This is a genomic window from Pseudomonas sp. B16(2017), from assembly GCF_002113205.1.
GTDB classification, from domain to species: domain Bacteria; phylum Pseudomonadota; class Gammaproteobacteria; order Pseudomonadales; family Pseudomonadaceae; genus Aquipseudomonas; species Aquipseudomonas pharyngis.
In genome coordinates this window covers 219,203-238,111 of record NZ_NEKA01000007.1, presented here as the reverse complement: position 1 = coordinate 238,111, position 18,909 = coordinate 219,203, and the positions used below count along the sequence as shown (strand labels likewise).

17 protein-coding genes are annotated in these 18,909 nt (G+C 61.4%); 5 read left to right on the top strand and 12 right to left on the bottom strand.

The genetic code is table 11. The features are described 5' to 3' along the window. Positions 1 to 17: 17 nt before the first annotated feature. From CAG25_RS14600 to CAG25_RS14560, 9 genes are all read right to left on the bottom strand, one after another. Positions 18 to 965 carry a peptidylprolyl isomerase gene (locus CAG25_RS14600; RefSeq protein WP_085611745.1) on the bottom strand — a complete coding sequence of 316 codons (948 nt, stop codon included), beginning with the start codon at positions 963 to 965 and terminating at the stop codon, positions 18 to 20. Next, positions 962 to 1,429: a YbjN domain-containing protein gene (locus CAG25_RS14595; RefSeq protein WP_039772356.1), complete on the bottom strand. Its 468-nt coding sequence runs from the start codon at positions 1,427 to 1,429 to the stop codon at positions 962 to 964. The genes CAG25_RS14600 and CAG25_RS14595 overlap by 4 nt, the downstream gene beginning before the upstream one ends. Positions 1,430 to 1,458: 29 nt before the next feature. Continuing rightward, entirely contained in the window at positions 1,459 to 2,088 is a 630-nt protein-coding gene (locus CAG25_RS14590; RefSeq protein ID WP_085611746.1) for a DNA repair protein, read from the bottom strand. Between the two features lie 16 nt (positions 2,089 to 2,104). Continuing rightward, positions 2,105 to 3,802, bottom strand: coding sequence for a putative porin (locus CAG25_RS14585; protein ID WP_085611747.1), 1,698 nt, complete (start codon positions 3,800 to 3,802; stop codon positions 2,105 to 2,107). 39 nt (positions 3,803 to 3,841) lie between these two features. Next, positions 3,842 to 4,546, bottom strand: coding sequence for an energy transducer TonB (locus tag CAG25_RS14580; protein WP_085611748.1), 705 nt, complete (start codon positions 4,544 to 4,546; stop codon positions 3,842 to 3,844). Positions 4,547 to 4,549: 3 nt separating this feature from the next. Next, the gene (locus tag CAG25_RS14575; protein WP_007955109.1) at positions 4,550 to 4,975 is read right to left on the bottom strand and encodes a biopolymer transporter ExbD; all 426 of its coding nucleotides are present in this window, start codon (positions 4,973 to 4,975) and stop codon (positions 4,550 to 4,552) included. Positions 4,976 to 4,986: 11 nt separating this feature from the next. Further along, positions 4,987 to 6,786: a DUF2341 domain-containing protein gene (locus tag CAG25_RS14570; protein WP_085611749.1), complete on the bottom strand. Its 1,800-nt coding sequence runs from the start codon at positions 6,784 to 6,786 to the stop codon at positions 4,987 to 4,989. 14 nt (positions 6,787 to 6,800) lie between these two features. Further along, positions 6,801 to 8,396: a ShlB/FhaC/HecB family hemolysin secretion/activation protein gene (locus CAG25_RS14565; RefSeq protein WP_085611750.1), complete on the bottom strand. Its 1,596-nt coding sequence runs from the start codon at positions 8,394 to 8,396 to the stop codon at positions 6,801 to 6,803. A 71-nt stretch (positions 8,397 to 8,467) separates the two neighbouring features. Next, positions 8,468 to 9,079, bottom strand: a complete 612-nt coding sequence (locus tag CAG25_RS14560) for a transposase (RefSeq protein ID WP_080511013.1) — start codon at positions 9,077 to 9,079, stop codon at positions 8,468 to 8,470. 269 nt (positions 9,080 to 9,348) lie between these two features. On the opposite strand from CAG25_RS14560, the gene CAG25_RS14555 reads away from it, so the two are divergent. Both CAG25_RS14555 and CAG25_RS14550 read left to right on the top strand, forming a co-directional pair. Beyond that, positions 9,349 to 10,662 carry an S-type pyocin domain-containing protein gene (locus CAG25_RS14555; protein WP_085611751.1) on the top strand — a complete coding sequence of 438 codons (1,314 nt, stop codon included), beginning with the start codon at positions 9,349 to 9,351 and terminating at the stop codon, positions 10,660 to 10,662. Between the two features lie 9 nt (positions 10,663 to 10,671). Next, complete coding sequence (locus CAG25_RS14550; RefSeq protein ID WP_064596229.1) at positions 10,672 to 10,944, top strand: bacteriocin immunity protein; 273 nt, start codon at positions 10,672 to 10,674, stop codon at positions 10,942 to 10,944. A 3-nt stretch (positions 10,945 to 10,947) separates the two neighbouring features. Here CAG25_RS14550 and CAG25_RS14545 read toward each other — a convergent pair whose 3' ends face one another. The 3 genes from CAG25_RS14545 to CAG25_RS14535 form a co-directional block, all read right to left on the bottom strand. After that, positions 10,948 to 12,156, bottom strand: a complete 1,209-nt coding sequence (locus CAG25_RS14545) for a DSD1 family PLP-dependent enzyme (protein WP_178076467.1) — start codon at positions 12,154 to 12,156, stop codon at positions 10,948 to 10,950. A 74-nt stretch (positions 12,157 to 12,230) separates the two neighbouring features. Further along, on the bottom strand, positions 12,231 to 13,559 hold the full coding sequence (locus CAG25_RS14540; protein WP_178076468.1) for a D-arabinono-1,4-lactone oxidase: 1,329 nt from the start codon (positions 13,557 to 13,559) through the stop codon (positions 12,231 to 12,233). Between the two features lie 76 nt (positions 13,560 to 13,635). Next, positions 13,636 to 13,998 carry a cytochrome c5 family protein gene (locus CAG25_RS14535; RefSeq protein WP_085611754.1) on the bottom strand — a complete coding sequence of 121 codons (363 nt, stop codon included), beginning with the start codon at positions 13,996 to 13,998 and terminating at the stop codon, positions 13,636 to 13,638. Positions 13,999 to 14,229: 231 nt separating this feature from the next. Between CAG25_RS14535 and CAG25_RS14530 the strand changes: the two genes are divergently transcribed. From CAG25_RS14530 to CAG25_RS14520, 3 genes are all read left to right on the top strand, one after another. Beyond that, positions 14,230 to 15,855, top strand: a complete 1,626-nt coding sequence (locus tag CAG25_RS14530) for an NADP-dependent glyceraldehyde-3-phosphate dehydrogenase (protein ID WP_085611755.1) — start codon at positions 14,230 to 14,232, stop codon at positions 15,853 to 15,855. 46 nt (positions 15,856 to 15,901) lie between these two features. Continuing rightward, positions 15,902 to 16,942 carry an FUSC family protein gene (locus tag CAG25_RS14525; protein WP_178076469.1) on the top strand — a complete coding sequence of 347 codons (1,041 nt, stop codon included), beginning with the start codon at positions 15,902 to 15,904 and terminating at the stop codon, positions 16,940 to 16,942. A 73-nt stretch (positions 16,943 to 17,015) separates the two neighbouring features. After that, on the top strand, positions 17,016 to 18,908 hold the full coding sequence (locus CAG25_RS14520) for an acyltransferase family protein (protein WP_085611757.1): 1,893 nt from the start codon (positions 17,016 to 17,018) through the stop codon (positions 18,906 to 18,908). Position 18,909: the final 1 nt, after the last annotated feature.

Below are 18,909 nucleotides of genomic sequence, written 5' to 3'. Positions count from 1 at the left end.
GCTGCGGTGGATCTGAATTACAGTTTTCCCTCCAGCACCTTGTTGAGCTCGGCCCCGTCGATGCTCAGCGTTGCGGTGTTGAGCATGCCGTCCAGATAGGCCTGGGCGATCTGCTCCTGACGCTGTGCCCGCAAGGCCTGGGTCAGTTGATCACGCAATTCGTCGAGGGTCGCGGTGCGGGCCGGTTGTTGTTCGGTGAGTTTGATCACGTGGAAACCGGCGCTGCTTTGAACGGGATCGGAGACCGCGCCGACTTTGAGCCGCGCCACCGCACCACGCACTTCCGGCACCAGTTGCTGCAAGGGTTGCAGGCCGGTATCTCCACCACGTTCAGCGGTGAGGCGATCCTGAGAAAACTCCTTCGCCAGTGCTGCAAAGTCCGCCGAAGTTGCCTGGGCTTTCTTGCTCAACTCCGTCGCCTGCTTGCGCACCGCCTCAAGGTTCTGTGGCTCATTCACCCCGAGGAAAATCTGGCTGACCCGATACAGCGCCGGCGTCTGCCAGTTGGCCTTGCCCGCGTCATATGCCTGCTGCAATTCAGCAGCGCTCGGGTAATCCGCCGGCACTTGGCTCACCGACTGCAAATAGTCGCGGAACACGATCTGTTCGGTGGCTGCACGGGTTTGCCGAACTACCTCCGGACGCTGCGCCCAGCCTTGGGCGTCGGCCTGTTCCAGCACGGCTTTTTCGGCCAGGCGTGAACGAATCCAGCGCTCCAGCGCCTCGCGATTGCCACGCAGTTGCTCACGAGTCTGCGGCGGAACGGCCGCCAGCAGCGCCTGCAATTCCTCCAGCGAAACCTGCTGATTACCCAACCGTGCCACCGCAGGCCCACTGTTCGCCGCAATCACCGGCGCCGGTTGCTGGGCGGCGACCGGGTCGTTGCCCGGCCGCACCACCAGCGCCACGGCCACCACCAACAGCGCCACCGCAGCGGCGCTGATTACCATGGCAGGTTTTGTCACAGCGCGACTTCCTCTTGCTCAACTTTTGGTGCCTGGGCGGCAGCAGCGTTCTGGGTGAAATCACGCAGATACACGATGAACTCCTGCAACAGGCGATCCCACAATTCCAGGTTGCCGCGCAGGTAATCGCCGCTGACGCCAGCGGCCACCACCACGTCCATTTCCATCACCAGAAACTCGCCCTGCAGCGACAAACGGGCAAACCGGCGAGTCGCGTTCCACTGCTCGGCCACACCCGCCGGCAATTCACCCTGCACGCGCAAGGCGCAGCTGAAGGTGAAGTCGACGTAGCTGCCCTGCTCCGCCACCGCCGGGTTGCCGAAACGCACGGCATAACCGATGCCCTGGCTGGCGCTGAGCAACTGAACGATGCCGTTCTGTTCGGTCTGGTTGACGCGGTAACCGGCGGCTTGCAGCACGTCGGTCAGGGATTGCGGGGATACGTGGGAGATCAATTGAGTCATTACTTCTTCCTTGTCCATGAGTCTTTTAATCAGTGCGCGATCGCGGCTTGCGGCGCATCGAATTGAGTCTTGTACAGTTCATCGCCAAAGCCCTGAGCCAGTTCATCGAACTTGACCCGGGCGCTGCCGGCGAAGGGCTGGCGGATCTTCATCACCTCGGCCACATCGATGTTTTCGTAGGCGGTGAGAATCTGCTTGGCCACGCCATACATCTGCTGATTCTTGACCGAACATTGCTGCACTTGTGTGTCACGTTCAGTCAATTGCGCTTGAAGCTTAGACCGTTCTGCCTCTTTGGCACGGGCCATGACCAACAACTCGTCATAGGCTTTCTTGAACTTGCCGGTCTGCTCGTTGCTGGCCGCGACTTGCGCCTGGGCCTGGCTGTGCAAGGCTTGCTGCTGCCCGGCCAGTTGCTCGGCGAGGCCTTTGGCCTTGGCCAGTTCGGCGGTCAATTGCTTGATTTGCGCCTGCGCAGCCTTGGCTTCGTTCTGCGCCGCCAGTTGCGCGGCGCTGGCCTGGGCCTGCTGGCTTTGCAGGGTTTGCAGCTGCTGGGTGGTGCTGCGCAACTGGGTGCGCAGGCGTTCCTCCATGCCTTCGGCGCTCGCCCCGGTGGCGATCAACATCCCGAGTCCAAGCCATAAAAAGCGGATTTTCATAACCCTCTCCCCGCGCTTAGAAGCGCGTGTTGATCTCAAGCTGCATGACGTCGATGTCGAACGGCGCGCCATACACCGCCTCCGAACTCAGCCAGCGGCCGGTGGCGTAGACGTTCTTCGCCAGACCGTAATTGCCGCCCAGGAAGTAGCCCTTGGCGTTGGTGCCGCCGAGGTGGAACGACGAATCGTTGAAGCCGTCCGGCAAGGCGTCCGGCTGGATGTACTTGTAGCCGGCGAACAGGTTCCAGTCGCCCTGCTTCTTCAGCTCCAGCGCGTTGCCGAGGGTGAACTGGACCATCCACGCATTGGCGCCGCTTTCGATGTTGCCGTTGCTGTCGAGGTTGTTGACCAGTTGCCCGGCCGAACGCTTGCGCATGTCGCCTTCGTCGTAGCCGAGGTTGTGGATGTAGTTGCCCTGGCTGCGCAGTTTGAAGTCTTCCGGCAGGTCGGCGTCCCACACCACGTTGAGGTCCAGCAGGTTGAATTCGGACGCCAGGCCAACGAACTGCGGTTGCGGCGTGGTGGTCGGGTTGAGCGGGTTCGGCGTGATGTCGCGCAGCAGGAACACGCTGTTGCCCTTCTGCATGAACGCCGCGCGGGTGCCGTCGCTGTCACAGCCCGGCGCGCCGGCCCAGGGTTCGCAAGGACTGGAGCGCTGGCCTTCGATGTCGTCGAAGCGGTAGTAGGCCAGCGCGCCTTTCAAGCGGTTGTTGCTGTTGATCGCCCATTTGGCGCCGATCTGCGCGCCGTACAGCCATTTGTTGTCGCTTTCTTCCTTGTCGAAGCCGTTGCTGGTGGTGGTGTCGTTGGTGTAGTCCACCGGGAACGCGCCGACGGTGCCGAACACGCCCCAGTCGCGGCTGAGCTTGTGGTCGAAAATCGCCGCCACGCCGTCGAAGTTCAGGTCGTTGGAATAAAGCATGTCGGTGGACATGAACGGGTTGGCGAAACGGCCACCGGTCAGGGTCAGTTCATCCGACGGCTTCCAGGTCAGGTAACCCTGATCGAGCCAGATGTCTTTTTTCGAGAAACCGCCGCCGAGGTTCTGGGTGGTCGACACCGGGTTGTTGTCCGAGCCGGTGCCGATGCGGATGCCGGCGGTCCATTGCGGCGAAATCTCCGCTTTCATGCCCAGCCGGGCGCGCAGGCGGAACAGGTTTTCGCGGTCTTCGCGGGTGTTGAGCAACGGTGGCAGCGCGGTGCTGCTGTTGGGGTTCACGTCGTACGGGCCGTTGTTGTTGAGCTTGGCGAAGTCGACGATTTCGTTGCTGTTGCTGCCCGAGTAATAGCGCGATTCGTCACGCAGGCGAATGTCGCCGTCGAAGCTGATGCGCGACGCCCAGTCCGGGAACGTATTGGGCGCGGCCCAGTTTTCCTGCTTGGCGGTGGCCATGACTTCAGCCTTGACCTGATCGCGGATCTGGTCGCGCACCGCAGCCGGTACGTATTGCACCCGCACATCGCCCGGTGCGGCGACCGGCCCGGCTGCCACGGCGGTGGATGCGGCAGCCTGTTTGGCCTGGGCCGCCTCGTTCTGGGCCTGGGCGATCAGCGCGTCGGCCTTGTCCTGTTTCAGAATGCCCTGCTCGACCAGCAAGCGGATCAGATTGATCGTGGCGTTCTCCGAGGGCGCAGGCGCTGCCGCGGCCTGACCGACCAGGGTCGCGATGACCATGCCGACCGCCAGGGACAATCGATTCACGTTGGAAATCATCTGCACACAACTCCTTTTCATACAGCTTTATGAATTCGGTTAACCCGGACGTCGCCCTTGCAGGGACATGCGCACAGGCAAGGTGATGGAGGCCGGTGGCCGTTCGCTCAGGTGGGGCGCGTTACGCAAGGCGGCCAGCACCTGACTGTCAATCTCGGGGTTCCCGCTGGACTTGATCAGCTCGACCCGGATGATCTCGCCGACGCTGCTCAGCCACACATCGGCCTGCAGCGAAAACGCGAGGTTGCGCAGGTCGGGGTTCTCGCGCAGCAGCTTCTGGAAAGTGAACGCCAGGAACTGGCTGTAGGTGCCATTACCCAGTCGCCCGCCGCCGGAACCGGCCATGCCGCCGCCCTTGCCCGCGCCGATGTTGAAGGCGTCGCTGCCGCTCTGGGCGTCGCCGTCCATTTGCATCGGGTTGGCCAAGTCGTCCGCCGGCGATGGCGGCGCCTCTTCCTCGGGCTTGACCTCTTGCGGTTCGGGCGTTGGCTCGGGCTCGACGATTTTTTCTTCCACCGGGGTTTCCGGCTCCGGCGGTTTTTCCGGCGGCGGTGGTGGCGGTGGCGGCAACGGAATGATCGTCGGCACCTTCGGCGCTTCCCGGCGGATGCCGCTCATGTCGTTGGCCCACTGCCACAACAGAAACGCCGCAATGGCGCTCAGCAGCAGCCCGGCGCCCCACTTCGCGTAGCGCAGTGGCGACTTCTTCACCGGCAAAGGCTCGATTGGCAGTTGTGCAGTCATCACTCAGCCCTGCGTCGGTTTGCCGGTAACGAGACCGACCTGGGACAGTTCGAGCCGGCGCAGCAGGTCCAGCACTTCGATGACTTTCTGGTACTGCACCGTAGCGTCGCCGCGCACGATCACCGGGAAGTCCGGGTTCTGTGCTTTTTCGATGCGCAGGCGCTCTTCCAGCTCCGGCAAGGTCACCGGGTAGGCGTCGAGGAACACCTGGCCGCCGTCGTTGACCGAAATCGCCTTGGTCTTGGCCTCGGACAGCGACACGGCGGCGCTGGCCTTGGGCAGGTTGATCTGGATCCCGGAGACCTGCGCGGTGGCGGTGAGGATGAACATCACCAGCACCACCATCAGCACGTCCACCAGAGGCGTGATGTTGATGCTGTCCACTGCGGCATCTTCGTCATCGTCGTGGGAGGCATTTACGGACGCCATGTCTTTGCTCCTCAGGCCGGTACGGAGTGGTTGGCGTGATGACCGCGCTGATGCGCCGCTTCACTGGACTGGCCTTCGCCGTGCATCTCCGCCAGCCGGGTAATGAACTCGTCGACGAACACGCGCATGTCGGCGCTGACTTCCTTGTTGCGGGTGATCAGGCGGTTGTAGCCAAACAGCGCCGGGATCGCGACGAACAGGCCCATGGCGGTCGCCAGCAAAGCGGCGGCCATGCCTGGTGCGATGGCGTTGATGTTGACGTCGCCGGCCATGGCCGTGCCGAGGAACACCACCATGATCCCCAGCACCGTGCCGAGCAGGCCGATGTACGGGCCGCCGGCGATGGCGTTGGACAGGGTCGAGAGTTTCGAGCTCAGTTGCTGGTTTTCCCGGGTGCGCACGCCGTCCATCGAGCAGCGGATCGCTTCGATGGTCGCCGCCGAAACCGACGAGGTATCGGCGCCCTGCTCGCGGCGGGTGCGGATTTCTTTCACTGCCACCAAGTACAGGCGCCACAGCGGCGAGTGCTGCAGGCGCTGGGCGAGTTGAGTGTCGTCGGCGAACATTTCCAGGCGGGTGCCGACCTTGGCGAATTGCACGCGGAAGTCTTCGTTGGCAGCAGTGACGCGGCTCAGGGTGCGGTTCTTGCGCAGCATGATGATCCACGACTGGAACATCATCAGCACCAGCACCGCGATGATGATCCAGGCGTCCACCGGTACCGCGTTGAGCAGGAAGCCGAGGCTGCCGAAACCGAAACCGGACTGTTCTTCATCGACGCCGTAAGCCACCAGTTTCGACTCGGCGCCCTGGGAAGTGGCGTCGGCCAGCAACAGCGGCGCCGGACGGGCGACTTTCGACAGGCGCAATTCATCGATGGCACCCACGAACGGCTGAAACGCGCTCGGGGAAAGATCAGCACCAATGGCCATGACCGAGTTGAACGCCGGCATCGCCTGAGCCAGTGTCGCACCCTCGCGACCGTTGATGTACAGCGTCACTTTCGCCCCTTCGGCGGTCAGCGCGACGTGCTGCCATTGGCCCGGATTCAGCGGTTGCGTGGCGACGGCGCGCTGGCCATCGATTTCCACGAACGGCACGCCCTGATTCACACCGACCAGCAGGCTGTTGGCACCTTCGCGGCGGGCCAGGATCAGTTGCTCGCCATTGGCCTGATCCAGTCGCAGCCAGGCACTGAAGGTGAACGCGCTGCCAGCGTTGTGCTGCAACGACGGACTGGCCGGTAACAGCAGCGGCTGGCCGCTGAACTGCAAGGCCCGCCCTACTACGCCATCAATGCTTGCGCCGGTCGCGCTCTGCGCGGTGTTGCCGTAAGCAGTAGTGTCTTTCGCCGGAGTGCCGGTGGCGCCGTCGAAGTGATAGAGCGCGGTGTAATTCGGATCGAACGTCAGTTGGCCGTTGCCGGTCGCCGGGGCTTTCTGATTGCCGTAATACATCCAGATGTCCTGACGCTGACCGCCCTCGACATTCGGCACATCGACCCAGATCAGTGCCATGCCCATCAGCGCGTCGAAGCTTTCGATCTGGTGGTTGAGCACGGTCTTGTCATCGGCGGCAACGAAGCGCAGGTCCGAGCCGTCCTCCTTCACGCCGTCGAAGGTGAAATTGCCGGTGTGCAGGCGCACCAACAGCGCGGTGCGGCCGAGGGCCTGATTGATCGCGGCGCCTTGCGGCGTGGTGTCGACGGCGATCTGTTTGCGGTAATGCCAGTCATCCTGCCACCAGGCCTGAGCCGTGGCCGGGAGCACGAAGCCCAGGCAGATCAACAACGAAAGGAAAAGGCGCTGCATGAAAAGTGCTCCTGTTAGAAAGTGGCCTGAAGGTTGAAGTGCAGGCGCGATTCCTGTTTCGAGGTGTTCGGCCCTTCGAGTAGCGGGTAGCCCCAGTCGAGGCTGCCGGACAGCCATTTGCTCAGGCTGGCGCGGGTGCCGAGGCCGACACTGGCCAGGGCGTAATTGGCGTCCTGGTCCGGCAGTTCGTCGCGCAGGTAGAGTTGCGCGCCCTCGGCGAAGGCGTAGAAGCGCCAGTCCTGCATCCAGCCGCCGACGTACTTGGCCAGCGACGGCGTGCGCAGCTCTTCGCTGAGCAGGAAGCCGTCATCGGCGGTGCGTTCGGCGGCCAGATAACCGCGTACCGAAGTGGCGCCACCGGCGGAGAATTGTTCGTTGGAAACCAGCGGCCCCGACGCCAGCTGGAACGCGGCTTTACTCGCGCTCTGCCAGTCGCTGTCGAAGGTCCAGGTAAAGTTGGTATCGCCCTTGAGCACGGCGAAACTCGGGTTGGCGCGGTAGCGTTTGTAGTCGAAGTCTTCGTCGGAGCTGCCGTAGCCGAAGATGCTGCGGGTGGCCGCGACCAGGCTCAAGCCAAGGCCGAGCTGGCTCTTTTCGCTGTAGCGATAGCCGTTGTAGGCGAAGGTGAACGGTGCGTATTTGAGCGGCACCTTGTCGCTCTCGCCGGACAGGGTCAGGCGTTCGTCGAAGTCCTTGAAGTCGATGCCGGCCGACAGCGAGTTCGACCAGTTGCCGCTGGACGGGATCGTGTAGATCGCCGCTACGCCGTAGGAATGGCCCTTGCCGAGCACGTTGCTGCCGCCGATGGTGGCGACGTTGCTGTCGGACTGGTAACCGGAGAACTGCACGCTCCAGCGCTCGGTCAGCGGCGCGGTGTAAGAGCCGGACCAGACCTTGGCGTTGTCAGTCTCCTGCGGCGCGGTGAAGAACGTCAGGTTGACGCTGTGCCCCAACTGCCAAAGGTTGTTGTAACCGAGACTGGTGACGGTGCGCAGTTTTTCGGTGTCGGCGCTGTAGTCGTTGTTCAGCCCCACGCTGGCGGTCCACGGGTTCTGGTCTTCGACCTGCAAGTCCACATCCATGGTGCCGGGGCGCTGGCCTTCGCGCACCAGCGGCATCACCTGGCGGCCCGGAGTCTTGTTGAGTTGGGCCAGTTCGCCCTGAACCTTGGCGAAGTCCGGCACCTCGCCTTCCTTCAGCGCCGGGACATTGTCGCGAATATCCAGCGGCGAGTAGTGTTTGGCGCCAACCACCCGCACCCGGCCGACCTTGGTTTCGCTGACTTGCAGGTAGACGATGCCGTCGGCCACCGCCTGCTCCGGCAGTTCGACGAACACCGATTGATAACCGCGCTCCTGATAGGCCTTTTGCAGGGCATCCCGCGCGCCTTCGATGTCGCTCAAGGCTTTTTGCGGGCCGAGGAACGGGTACACCGCTTCTTCGATCGCCCGTGCATCGAGCACGGTGTTGCCGCGCACGAAGTATTCGTTGACGTCCACCAGACGCTGCGCCGCTGCGTTCTCGGCCTCTTCGGCGAACGCCGGCTGCGCGCCGGCCGTCACCAGCAGCCAGCCCCACAGCGCCAGCCGTGACGTGAAAATCTGCTCCACACTACCCCCTGAAATTCGCGATGACCTGTTGGCGCTCATGCGCCTTGCGTGTGCGTCAATGACTGGCATTGTTAATTGCTGACGTGCGAGGCCCCGGTGTGCTTGCCCAGCCATGTGTGCAGCAGCGCGAAGTTCAAGGAGAACTCAGGCATTTGCAGCAGCGCGCCGCAGAACACTTCACCGATGATTTTCTGGATGAGCTGCACCGCACGCGGCTCGTTGAGCAGCGTGGCGATGTCGCGACTGAGGACGTTGAAGCTCCAGACTTTCTGGTTCAGGCCCAGGCCGACGAACCAGCGGAACAGCAGGTTGTAATTGAGCTGTTCGTAGAGCTGCTGCTCGCTGGGCACCGAATACAGCAGTTGCAGGAGCAGGATGTGCATGACCGTCTGCGGGGCGATCAGCATGCCGGGCTGGGCATTGAGGTCGTGCAGGAGGTCGCGGTGAGCGTCGAGCAGGTCGTCGATCTGCGGGCGCAGCAGCACCAGCGAATGCCCCGGCGGAATGTAGCTGGAGACCTCTTTCAAGGCGCCCTGCCAGTCATCCTGCGACACGATCCAGACCCACGGCGCGCCGTAGCGATACACCGAAACCGGCTTCTTGCGCGCGGCCTCGACGATCTTCGACAAGCGTTGATCGAGTTCCTGCATGCCCACTTTCGAGTAGCGTTCCATAGTCCCCATTGCCTCACTCCCGGCGTCCCGCCTCGGCTTGTGAAAAGCGCCCCTCAGGGCCCCTCAAGCGCGTTACATAGGCATGACCGGACTGGCGATGTGCTACCGAACTTTTGTCATAAAAGCTTCATTACGAAAATCGAGTGGGTCTTCGGATCATGGCCGCAACACTCCGAAACAGGAAATTTCCGCGCATCTTTTAGGAAAGGTCCTAACGCCAGGTAGGGGGCGTCCCAGTTAGGTTGCGGGCTTCTTCCGTTACCTACAGATAAACAACCATGGCGCGGGACAAGGACATTCCCCAGGTCTGGGAATACCGGGGCGGCAATGGCGGCGCCGGACACGGCAGGCTTGTCCCACGGGACATGACATCGACCGAGTTCGCCGAATTCAAAGCCCGCGAAGCGACATACGAGGCAATCATCGCTCGCCAACAGGCACATGAAGAGCGGTACTTGCGCCAGATCGAGCAGCGTCAGCAAGCGCCCGGTCGGGGTTGTGTGTTCGCCAAAAGCTGCAACCTTTCGGACGGCGTGATCGATCACAATAATCCGGCCGGTTTCATCCCGACCGAACGGTTGGCCGAGTATGGTCAGTGGGCCGTCCTCGGCAGCCAGGTGCCAATCAGCGCTGAAGGCGTTCCGTTGAAGTGGGTGGCGGGCTCCGGCACCGGTCGGGCGCTGGGGCAACGGCTCGGTGGTTCGCTCGGGCTCAGCCTGCTGAGCGGCGCCAGTGCCGCCGGCACCCTGGCGTTGTTGATACCCAACACCGATATTTCGTCCGACAGCGCTTTCTACACCAACGAACAATACGCGCAGCTCACCAGCGGCCGTACCCGCGTGCGCTTCAATGCCAAGACACTGCCCGACGGCTCCATCAGTGCCTACGGCTTCTACACGGGTGGCAAGAAAGACTGGGAGTTCGTCCCGGTCATCAAAGCCCGGCAAGAAGGCGAACACTTCGTCGCCGACCTCGGCCACGGCATCGGGCTGACCTGGACACCCGCCGCCGACCCCGATGACGCCCCCTCCATCCCGGCCCTCGAAGGCGCCCCGCCGCTGCCGACGATCTGGGTGTATCCGCCGGGCGAGAAGACTGACCGCATCCTCGTTAATCCGCAGCATCCGCCGGATTATCACGACGCAATCGTCTGGTTTCCGGCGGATGCGGGGCTGGCACCGATTTATGTGGTGCTCAGCACGCGGTATGAGCCGGGGATTGTGACGGGGGTGGGTGAGGATGTGGAGGGACGATGGCTCGACACTGCCCGTTCCGGACTCGGAGCGCCAATTCCAACCAATATGGCCAGTCAATTAAGAGGACGTCGTTTCTCCAGCTTCGATACATTCCGACGAGCGTTCTGGACCGCCGTATCGAAAAGGCCGGAATTGAGTTCCCAGTTTTCGCGCAGGGATCTGGATCGTATGCGAGCAGGAAAAGCCCCGCGTGTCGATATTTCGGATGTGGCAGGCTCAAGGATCTCGCATGAGATACATCACGTGGCGCTGATTTCAGAGGGTGGTCCGGTTTACGACGTCGATAACATGCGAGTTAACACACCTCGAAACCACATTGACGTACATCAGAATTAAGGAAAGAAAATGAAGGATCCCTTTATCAAAAACAACATTTCTGAATACACGGAGCGCGAGTTCGTTAGTTTTCTGGAAGAAATATTCAAAGAGGACCAGGCGCCTTCTGATACCCGCGCCGACTTGCTGGTTCGCCACTTCAACAAGATCGTCGGGCATCCGGAGAAGATGAACCTGATCTATCGTCCGCTGCCCGAGGCCGATGACTCAGCGGAAGGAATAACCCGAACCATAAAAGAATGGCGTTCATCGCAAGGCTTGCCAGGGTTCAAACCCGAATAACCTTCAGGTATACACAGGCCAGGTATCGACAATCTTGCCGCCGCGCACCGCCAGTAAATCACCAAACTGCAGCAACACCGCCTCAGTCTGAGTCGGCCGCAGAAAAACCTGATCCTCCACCGTCAGCCCCACGGCATTCGAACCATTGACCATCTCCTGATTCGAGCTACGGCCGTAAACACCATTGCTCTGCAATCCGGGCGGTGATTCGAATTCGGCCATCCAGTTGCCGCCGTAGATGAAGAAGGTCTGGCGCTGGTTGGTGTCCCACCACGAAAACAGCCTCGACTTGTCATCTAGCGCCGGGATGTTTACCGGCCCCGTGCTTTTCAACACCGGCGTGGCGATGTACGCGGCAGGTTCATGCTCAACCAGCGACGGCAGATCGTAATGAGTCGGCTTGAGCATCGCCGTTCCCACCGACACTTCACTGCTCAGGGTTTCGTTTTCATGCATGCGATAACTCGGGCTGCCAGCCGTGTTCAGGCACAAGCCCTCATGCCACAGCGCCGGGTATTGCTGCCGGGTGAAGTCGACGCAGCGTTGATAAATCACCAACACCTTGGCGAACAGTTCCTCGGGCGAACCGAGAATTCCCGGCACGCCCATGCCCACGAACGGGTCGTAGCCCATGAACCCGGCGAACTCCAGGTGCTGCGGGTTGGCGGCGATCAGCGCGAGCATCTGCCCGAGCACGTTCACGTCACTGACGCCGCCCCGGTGCAGGCCGACGTCCAGCTCGATGTTGATCCGCATCCGCGTGCCCAATCCCTGGGCCAGCGCGAGGTATTGCTGCAAGCGTTCGGGGTTGTCGATCAGCCATTGCAGTTGCTTCGTCGGGTCGAACGGACCTTTGTGGGTTTGATAGAACAGCTCAGCCGAGCGTACCGGTAAGGGCTTTCCGAGCAGGATGTCCGACTGCGGGAACGTCACCGCATCGTGATTGAGAAATGGCTGATGAAACGACATCAGCCGCTGCGTCCCCGCCCGTTGGCCGATGTAGCTGAGCAACCCCGGTGACGGCAGGGATTTCTCCACCAGCCGCAACTGCTTGCCCGTGCGTTTGACCGAGCGCATCACCACGTCGATGTTGTGATCGAGGCGATCCAGATCGATCAGCAACACCGGTCGCATCGGGCCTTTTGCCTTGAGCTCATTGTTCAGCGCCCGGAAATATTCACTGTAAGGCCCGCCGCGATCCCCCGGACGCAGCCATGCACCAACCCCCACCAACAAAGCGCTAACACCCAAAGTCCCGAGCACGAAATTACGTCGATTGACCGCCATCAGCTCACCCCCAGAATCGACGACAGATGCCCGTTGAGAAACTTGCCGCTCGGGTCCAGCGCCTGGCGTACCTGAATGAATTCCTGCCAGCGCGGATAGAGCGTCTGCAGCGTGCGGGCATTGAGCGTGTGCAACTTGCCCCAGTGCGGGCGGCCGTTGTACTTCCAGAAGATCGGCTCGACGGCGGCGAAAAAGTTGTGATGGTCCATCTGGTAATGCTGGTGGACCGAGATCGAACAGCTGTCGCGGCCTTCGAACATGCTCAGTGGAATGTCGTCAGCCTTCACGTAGCGGTACTCGATGGGAAACCAGGTGCGCAGGTCCTTGTCGCGGATCAGCTTGAGAATCTCGCGCAGGCAGGCCGGGCCGTGCTCGGCGGGCACCGAATATTCCATTTCATTGAAGCGCACGGTGCGCACGTTGGCGTAGATGTCGAACGAGTCGCCGACCCGGTCGTCGAAACTCGCCAGATGCCGCAGGCTGTTGAGCAGCGAACTGCGCAGGTTCGGAAAATCGCTGCCGTACTTGTCGATCTTCTCGATCAACGTCACGAACTCGTTGCCGCCCTCCTCTTCGGGCGGAATCGGCGGCGTGGGCGGGTCAGTGGTTTCGTTGAGGGCGATCGACAGGGCGTAATCGGAATGGGTGACGACGAGCATTTCCCAGTGCTGGTTTTCGCTTGTGTTCTTGTCCAGGTCTTCGAGCAGTTCTTCGGTCTTGGCGATCCACTGGGTTTCCCGCAGGCGATAGGCCGGGCGGTTTTGCAGGCGGATTTTGGTGGCCACGCCCAACGCGCCGAGGGATACCCGGGCGGCGTTGAACACTTCGGGATGACGCTGGCTGTCGCAATCAAGCACCTCGCCACTGGCGGTCACCAGTTGCAGCCCGCAGACGTGGGCCGAGTAGGACTGGAAGGTTTTGCCGGTGCCGTGGGTCGAGGTGGAAATCGCCCCGGCGAGGGTCTGGTAATCGATGTCGGCCATGTTTTGCAGCGCCTGGCCGATGTCCTTGAGCGGCACGCCCATTCGCGACATTGGCGTGCCGGCGGCGAATTCGGCTTGCAGGGTTTTCGGGTCGTGATCGAGCAGGCCGTTGAAGTAGCTCAGGGACAGTAACGTGCCGTCGGTGGGCACCAGCGCGCTGAAGGAGTGCGCCGAACCGACCGGACGAATCTTGCCCGGTGCCTGCTGAATGATCGTCGTCAGTTCATCCAGATTCTTCGGTGCCACCCGCGCCGCCGGCAGGCAACTCTGCCCGCCCGACCAGTTGCGCCAGGGAATCAGTCGCGGCGCGCGCATCAGTTGGCCCAGCGCCGGATTGCAAGCCAGCGCGCTGAAGGCGCCGACGATGCTTGCCCGTTGCAACAACTGCCGGCGTGTCAGATCTATCGGCATGCCAAGGTCCTTATTGTGGGAGCGGCTGGTCGGCCATGAAGCCGATCAACTGAAGGAATTGTTCTTCCGAGCACTCGACGCACTGGCCCATCGGCGGCATGCCGTTGTAGCCGTTGATGGCGTGGTCGAGCAGCGTGTCGGCGCCCTGCTGGATGCGCGGTTCCCAGGCCTTGCGGTCACCGGTCAGCGGCGCATTGGCGGCAGGGTTGGCGTGGCAGAGCTGGCAGCTGTTGGCGTAGATCTGCGCCAGCGCCGGGTCGGAGGGCATGGCGCTACGGGCGATGCCGGATGAGGTCGGGGAGTTGGCGTCTTCGCCGCAACCGGCCAGTGCAACGGCCAGCATCAGCAGCCAGGTGAATCGGGATGCCCGCATAAAGATCCTCGCGTGAGGTGCCGCTTATTGTTGTGATCCCACCTTAAGGCAGCGACGGCGGCGGGTTGAGGGCATTGCGGGACAGTGAGGGGGGCATACGAGGCCAGTCAGGTCTTATGCCGTGCGTGACATTCCCGTGACATTTGCGGGTTTAAATTTCAGTGAATTCAGGCGTATAACCTGTAAAGCCTTTTCCAATCGGCCCGCCGACATCTTCTACGGGGTAGCGACATGACCACAGCAAACATCCTTGGCAACCTGTTCCCTTCTGTCAGCGACATCCCGGAAAAATACCGCCTCGACGGTCAGGTCGAGCAACGCGAATACCTGGTCGATGGCCAGTTGCGCCGCTGGGACGGCCCGCTCGCCACCGTGCGCAGCCCGGTCTACCTGCACGGCGACAATGGCGACGAACAAGTGATCCTCGGCAGCACGCCACTGCTGGACGCCGACACCGCCCTCACCGCGCTCGACGCCGCCGTGCGCGCCTACGACCGGGGCCAGGGCCTGTGGCCGACCCTGCGCGTGGCCGAACGCATCCAGCATGTCGAAGCCTTCCTCGGGCGCATGCGCCAGCAACGCGACGCCGTGGTGAAACTGCTGATGTGGGAAATCGGCAAAAACCTCAAGGATTCGGAAAAAGAGTTCGACCGCACCTGCGACTACATCGTCGACACCATCAACGCGCTGAAAGAACTCGACCGCCGCTCCAGTCGTTTCGAACTGGAACAGGACACCCTCGGCCAGATCCGCCGCGTCCCGCTCGGCGTGGCGCTGTGCATGGGCCCTTACAACTATCCGCTGAACGAGACGTTCACCACGCTGATCCCGGCGCTGATCATGGGCAACACCGTGGTGTTCAAACCGGCCAAGCTCGGCGTGCTGCTGATCCGTCCGCTGCTCGAAGCCTTCCGCGACAGCTTCCCCACCGGTGTAATCAACGTGATCTACGGCAGCGGCCGCGAGACCGTCAGCGCGCTGATGGCCAGCGGCAAGATCGACATCTTCGCCTTCATCGGCACCAACAAGGCCGCCAGCGACCTGAAAAAGCTGCACCCGAAACCACACCGCTTGCGTGCCGCGCTGGGCCTGGATGCGAAGAACCCCGGGATCGTCCTGCCCGAGGTGGATCTGGACAACGCGGTCAGCGAAGCGGTCACAGGCTCCCTGTCGTTCAACGGCCAGCGCTGCACCGCGCTGAAAATCCTGTTTGTGCATGAGGATGTGGTCGACAGCTTCATCGAGAAATTCAACGCCAAACTGGCCAGCCTCAAACCAGGCATGCCATGGGACAGCGGGGTTTCGCTGACGCCGCTGCCAGAGTCAGGCAAGGTCGATTACCTGCATGGGCTGGTGGCTGACGCGCAGAGCAAAGGCGCCCAGGTGGTCAACCCGAATGGCGGCGAAGCGCGGGCCTCGTTCTTCTACCCGGCGGTGTTGTACCCGGTGACGCCGCAGATGCGTGTCTATCAGGAAGAACAGTTCGGCCCGGTGGTGCCGATCGTGCCGTACCGTCACCTCGATACCGTGATCGACTACGTGCTGGAATCGGACTTCGGCCAGCAACTGAGCATCTTCGGCACCAACCCGGTCGCCGTCGGCCGCCTGGTCGACACCTTCGCCAACCAGGTCGGGCGGATCAACCTCAACGCCCAGTGCCAGCGCGGCCCGGACACTTACCCGTTCAACGGGCGCAAGAACTCCGCCGAAGGCACGCTGTCGGTACACGATGCGCTGCGTGTGTTTTCGATCCGTACGCTGGTGGCCACCAAGTTCCAGGAACCCAATAAAGATCTGATCAGCGAAATCATTCGCGGACGGGATTCGAACTTCATCGCCACCGACTACATCTTCTGAGGAGGAAACACCGCTGAGCACTTTCAGCCCCCACCGTTGGCCGCCGCTGTTGCGGCGGATCCTGCGGCCATTGCTCGACCCGTATCGACGTTATCGCCATGCACGAACGATTCACGCGGTGCGGGTCGCGCTGGGATTGCTGGCGACGATCCTGCTGACCACCGGCATCAACCTGCCCCACGGCGAGTGGGCGTCGGTGACCATGCTGGTGGTGATCGGCGGCTTGCAGCACCACGGCAACATCGGCAAGAAAGCCGCCGAACGCGCCACCGGGACCTTGATCGGTGCCGGCGTCGGTTTGTTGATAGTGGCGCAGCAGGCGTGGCTGGGCATGCCGTGGCTGACCTATTTTGCGATGGCGGTGGTGTGCGGATTCTTCTCGTATCACGCCATCGGCAAGGGCGGCTACACCGCCCTGCTCTCGGCCATCACCGTGTTCATCGTCGCCGGGCATGGCGACAACCCGATCACCGACGGGCTGTGGCGTGGGGTCGATATCCTGATCGGCATCGCCTTGGCCCTGGCCTTTTCCTTCGCCCTGCCGCTGTACGCGGTGTACTCGTGGCGCTACAACCTGGCCGACGCGCTGCGCGATTGCGCGACGGTGTACGGACGGATCATCGGCGGCCAACCGGTGACCGCCGACGAACACTTGAAGTTGATGAACCGGCTGAACGCGGTGATGGTGCAACTGCGTTCGCTGATGCCTTCTGTGTCCAAGGAAGTCAAAGTGTCGATGACCGAGCTGGACGCTATCCAGCGCAACCTGCGCATGTGCATCAGCACTCTGGAAATCCTCGGCAACATCCGCCCGGACGCCAACGACCCCGACGCCATGACGCACCTGCAAGCGGCGCTCAAGGCCGAACACCGGCACATTCGCGTGCAATTGATCGGCATGGCCCGAGCGTTGAAATCCGGTGCGGTCCAGCGACTGGGACGTCCGGTGGAATTGCCGGACGCCAGCCTCGACACGCCGATTTACAGCCCGCTGGATGGCTACCGTCTGCTGACCCGACAACTGGCAGCCAACATCGGCGAGATGCGCCAGCGTCTGGCGAAGACTGCGCCGCGCTGGAATATCTGAGACTTTTCCGATGTAACAAACTCTACATACTCTCTACAATGCGCCCCCACAACGGACGTGGATGGATGCTTCAATGCAATTCAGGACGAATATCAATGCCTTGCGGGCGCTTGCCGTGCTGTCGGTGGTGCTCTATCACTTCGCGGTTCCAGGATTCGGTGGCGGTTTTGCAGGCGTAGACGTGTTCTTCGTCATTTCCGGCTTCCTGATGACCGGCATCATCTTCACGGGCCTGGAACAGCAGCGCTTTTCGTTACTGGGGTTTTACGCCTCGAGAGCCCGACGCATCATCCCGGCATTGCTGGTGGTGTGTCTCGCCCTGCTGCTGTTCGGTTTCGTCTTTCTGCCGCTGGATGACTTTCGCGACGTCATCAGAACGATCAAAAGCAGCCTGCTGTTCAGTTCCAACTTCATGTTCGCCAAGGGTGGCAGCTACTTCGACGCACCGCTGCACGAGAACTGGTTGCTGCACACCTGGTCGCTGTCAGTCGAATGGCAGTTCTACATGCTGTATCCCTTGCTGCTGATGGCGCTTTACAAGTGCCTGGGCGCACAAAAGACCCGCTACAGCTTGTTGATACTGGCTGCTGCGTCTTTTGCCGCCTCGACTGTCATCACACGCTCGGATCCGGTGTTTGCCTTCTACATGCTGCCGACCCGAGCCTGGGAATTGATTGCCGGTGGCCTCGTATTTCTCTTTCCCTTGCAACTGAGCAAGCGCAACGGCTCCATCTGTGAAGGCCTTGGGCTTCTGGCAATTTTGGGTAGTGTGTTGTGTTTTTCGGAACAGGACCTTTGGCCGGGTTACCTGGCACTCTTGCCGGTTCTGGGCACGGTACTGGTGATCTACGGTAATACCCGATCGGTTTTCAGCACGTTCAAGCCACTGCAATTGACCGGCACCATTTCCTACTCGGTTTATCTGTGGCACTGGCCACTGGTGGTTCTTCTCTACACTTGTGGCCTGCTCAATAGCTGGCCACACGTCTGGGGCGCGGTGGCGTTGTCATTTGTTCTGGGTGCCGGGTCGTATTACCTGGTGGAATCCAGGATCAAGCCGATAAAGTCGGTACGCGGTACGCTCTTCAGGTATGCATCGTGGGTGACCGGAATGGTTGTCGTGTCTGCCGCGACGGCGTCGCTGGTCAAGAATCACCCATCACTTCGCTTTGCCTTTGTCGACCTCGGGCAACCCGAGTACACCAGCAAACTCTATACCCAGGAATGCCGCCCGAATGCCCATGGCGCCGCCGATTGCAAACTGGGCAACGGCGAGGTGTCAGTCATTCTGTTTGGCGACAGTCATGCGCAATCCACCGCCGCTGCCGTGCAGATGGATAATCCGCAAGCAGCTTTGTCGTGGTCCCTGGGTGGTTGTCCGACATTGCAGAACTTCCAGATGCACGACAAAACACTCGAGCGTCAATGTCAGGCGTTCAATCACGAAAAACTGCAAATATTGAAGAATTCATACACGGGAATTCCAGTGGTGCTGTTCAGCAGAGCGGCGCTGTATGCCGATCCGAGTCGTAACAACAGCTATCGGATTCGCTTTCCCGATCAGCAGCCAATGTCTTTCAGCGAGGCCTACGTCGCTGAATACGCGAACACCGTGTGCGCCATCGCCGAAAACCATCCGGTTTACATCGTCAAACCAATCCCGGAGATGCCGTTCAGCGTCTATAAAGGCCTGAATCTGCATCAACGCATTTTTGGTGACACTGCCGATATTTCCATCCCGTTGCAGGATTACGAGCAACGCAACCGAATCGCCAACGATGCCATTGAAACTGTGGCGAAACGGTGCAATGCACAGGTGCTGGACCCGACCCCGCTGCTTTGTCCGGACGGTAACTGCATGGGGTCAAAGCAAGGTGTGCCGTTGTATTTCGACGATAACCATCTGGTCGATGCCGGCAATCAACAACTAAGAGGACTGTTCAAAGCCGCGGTCAAGGAGATCTGAA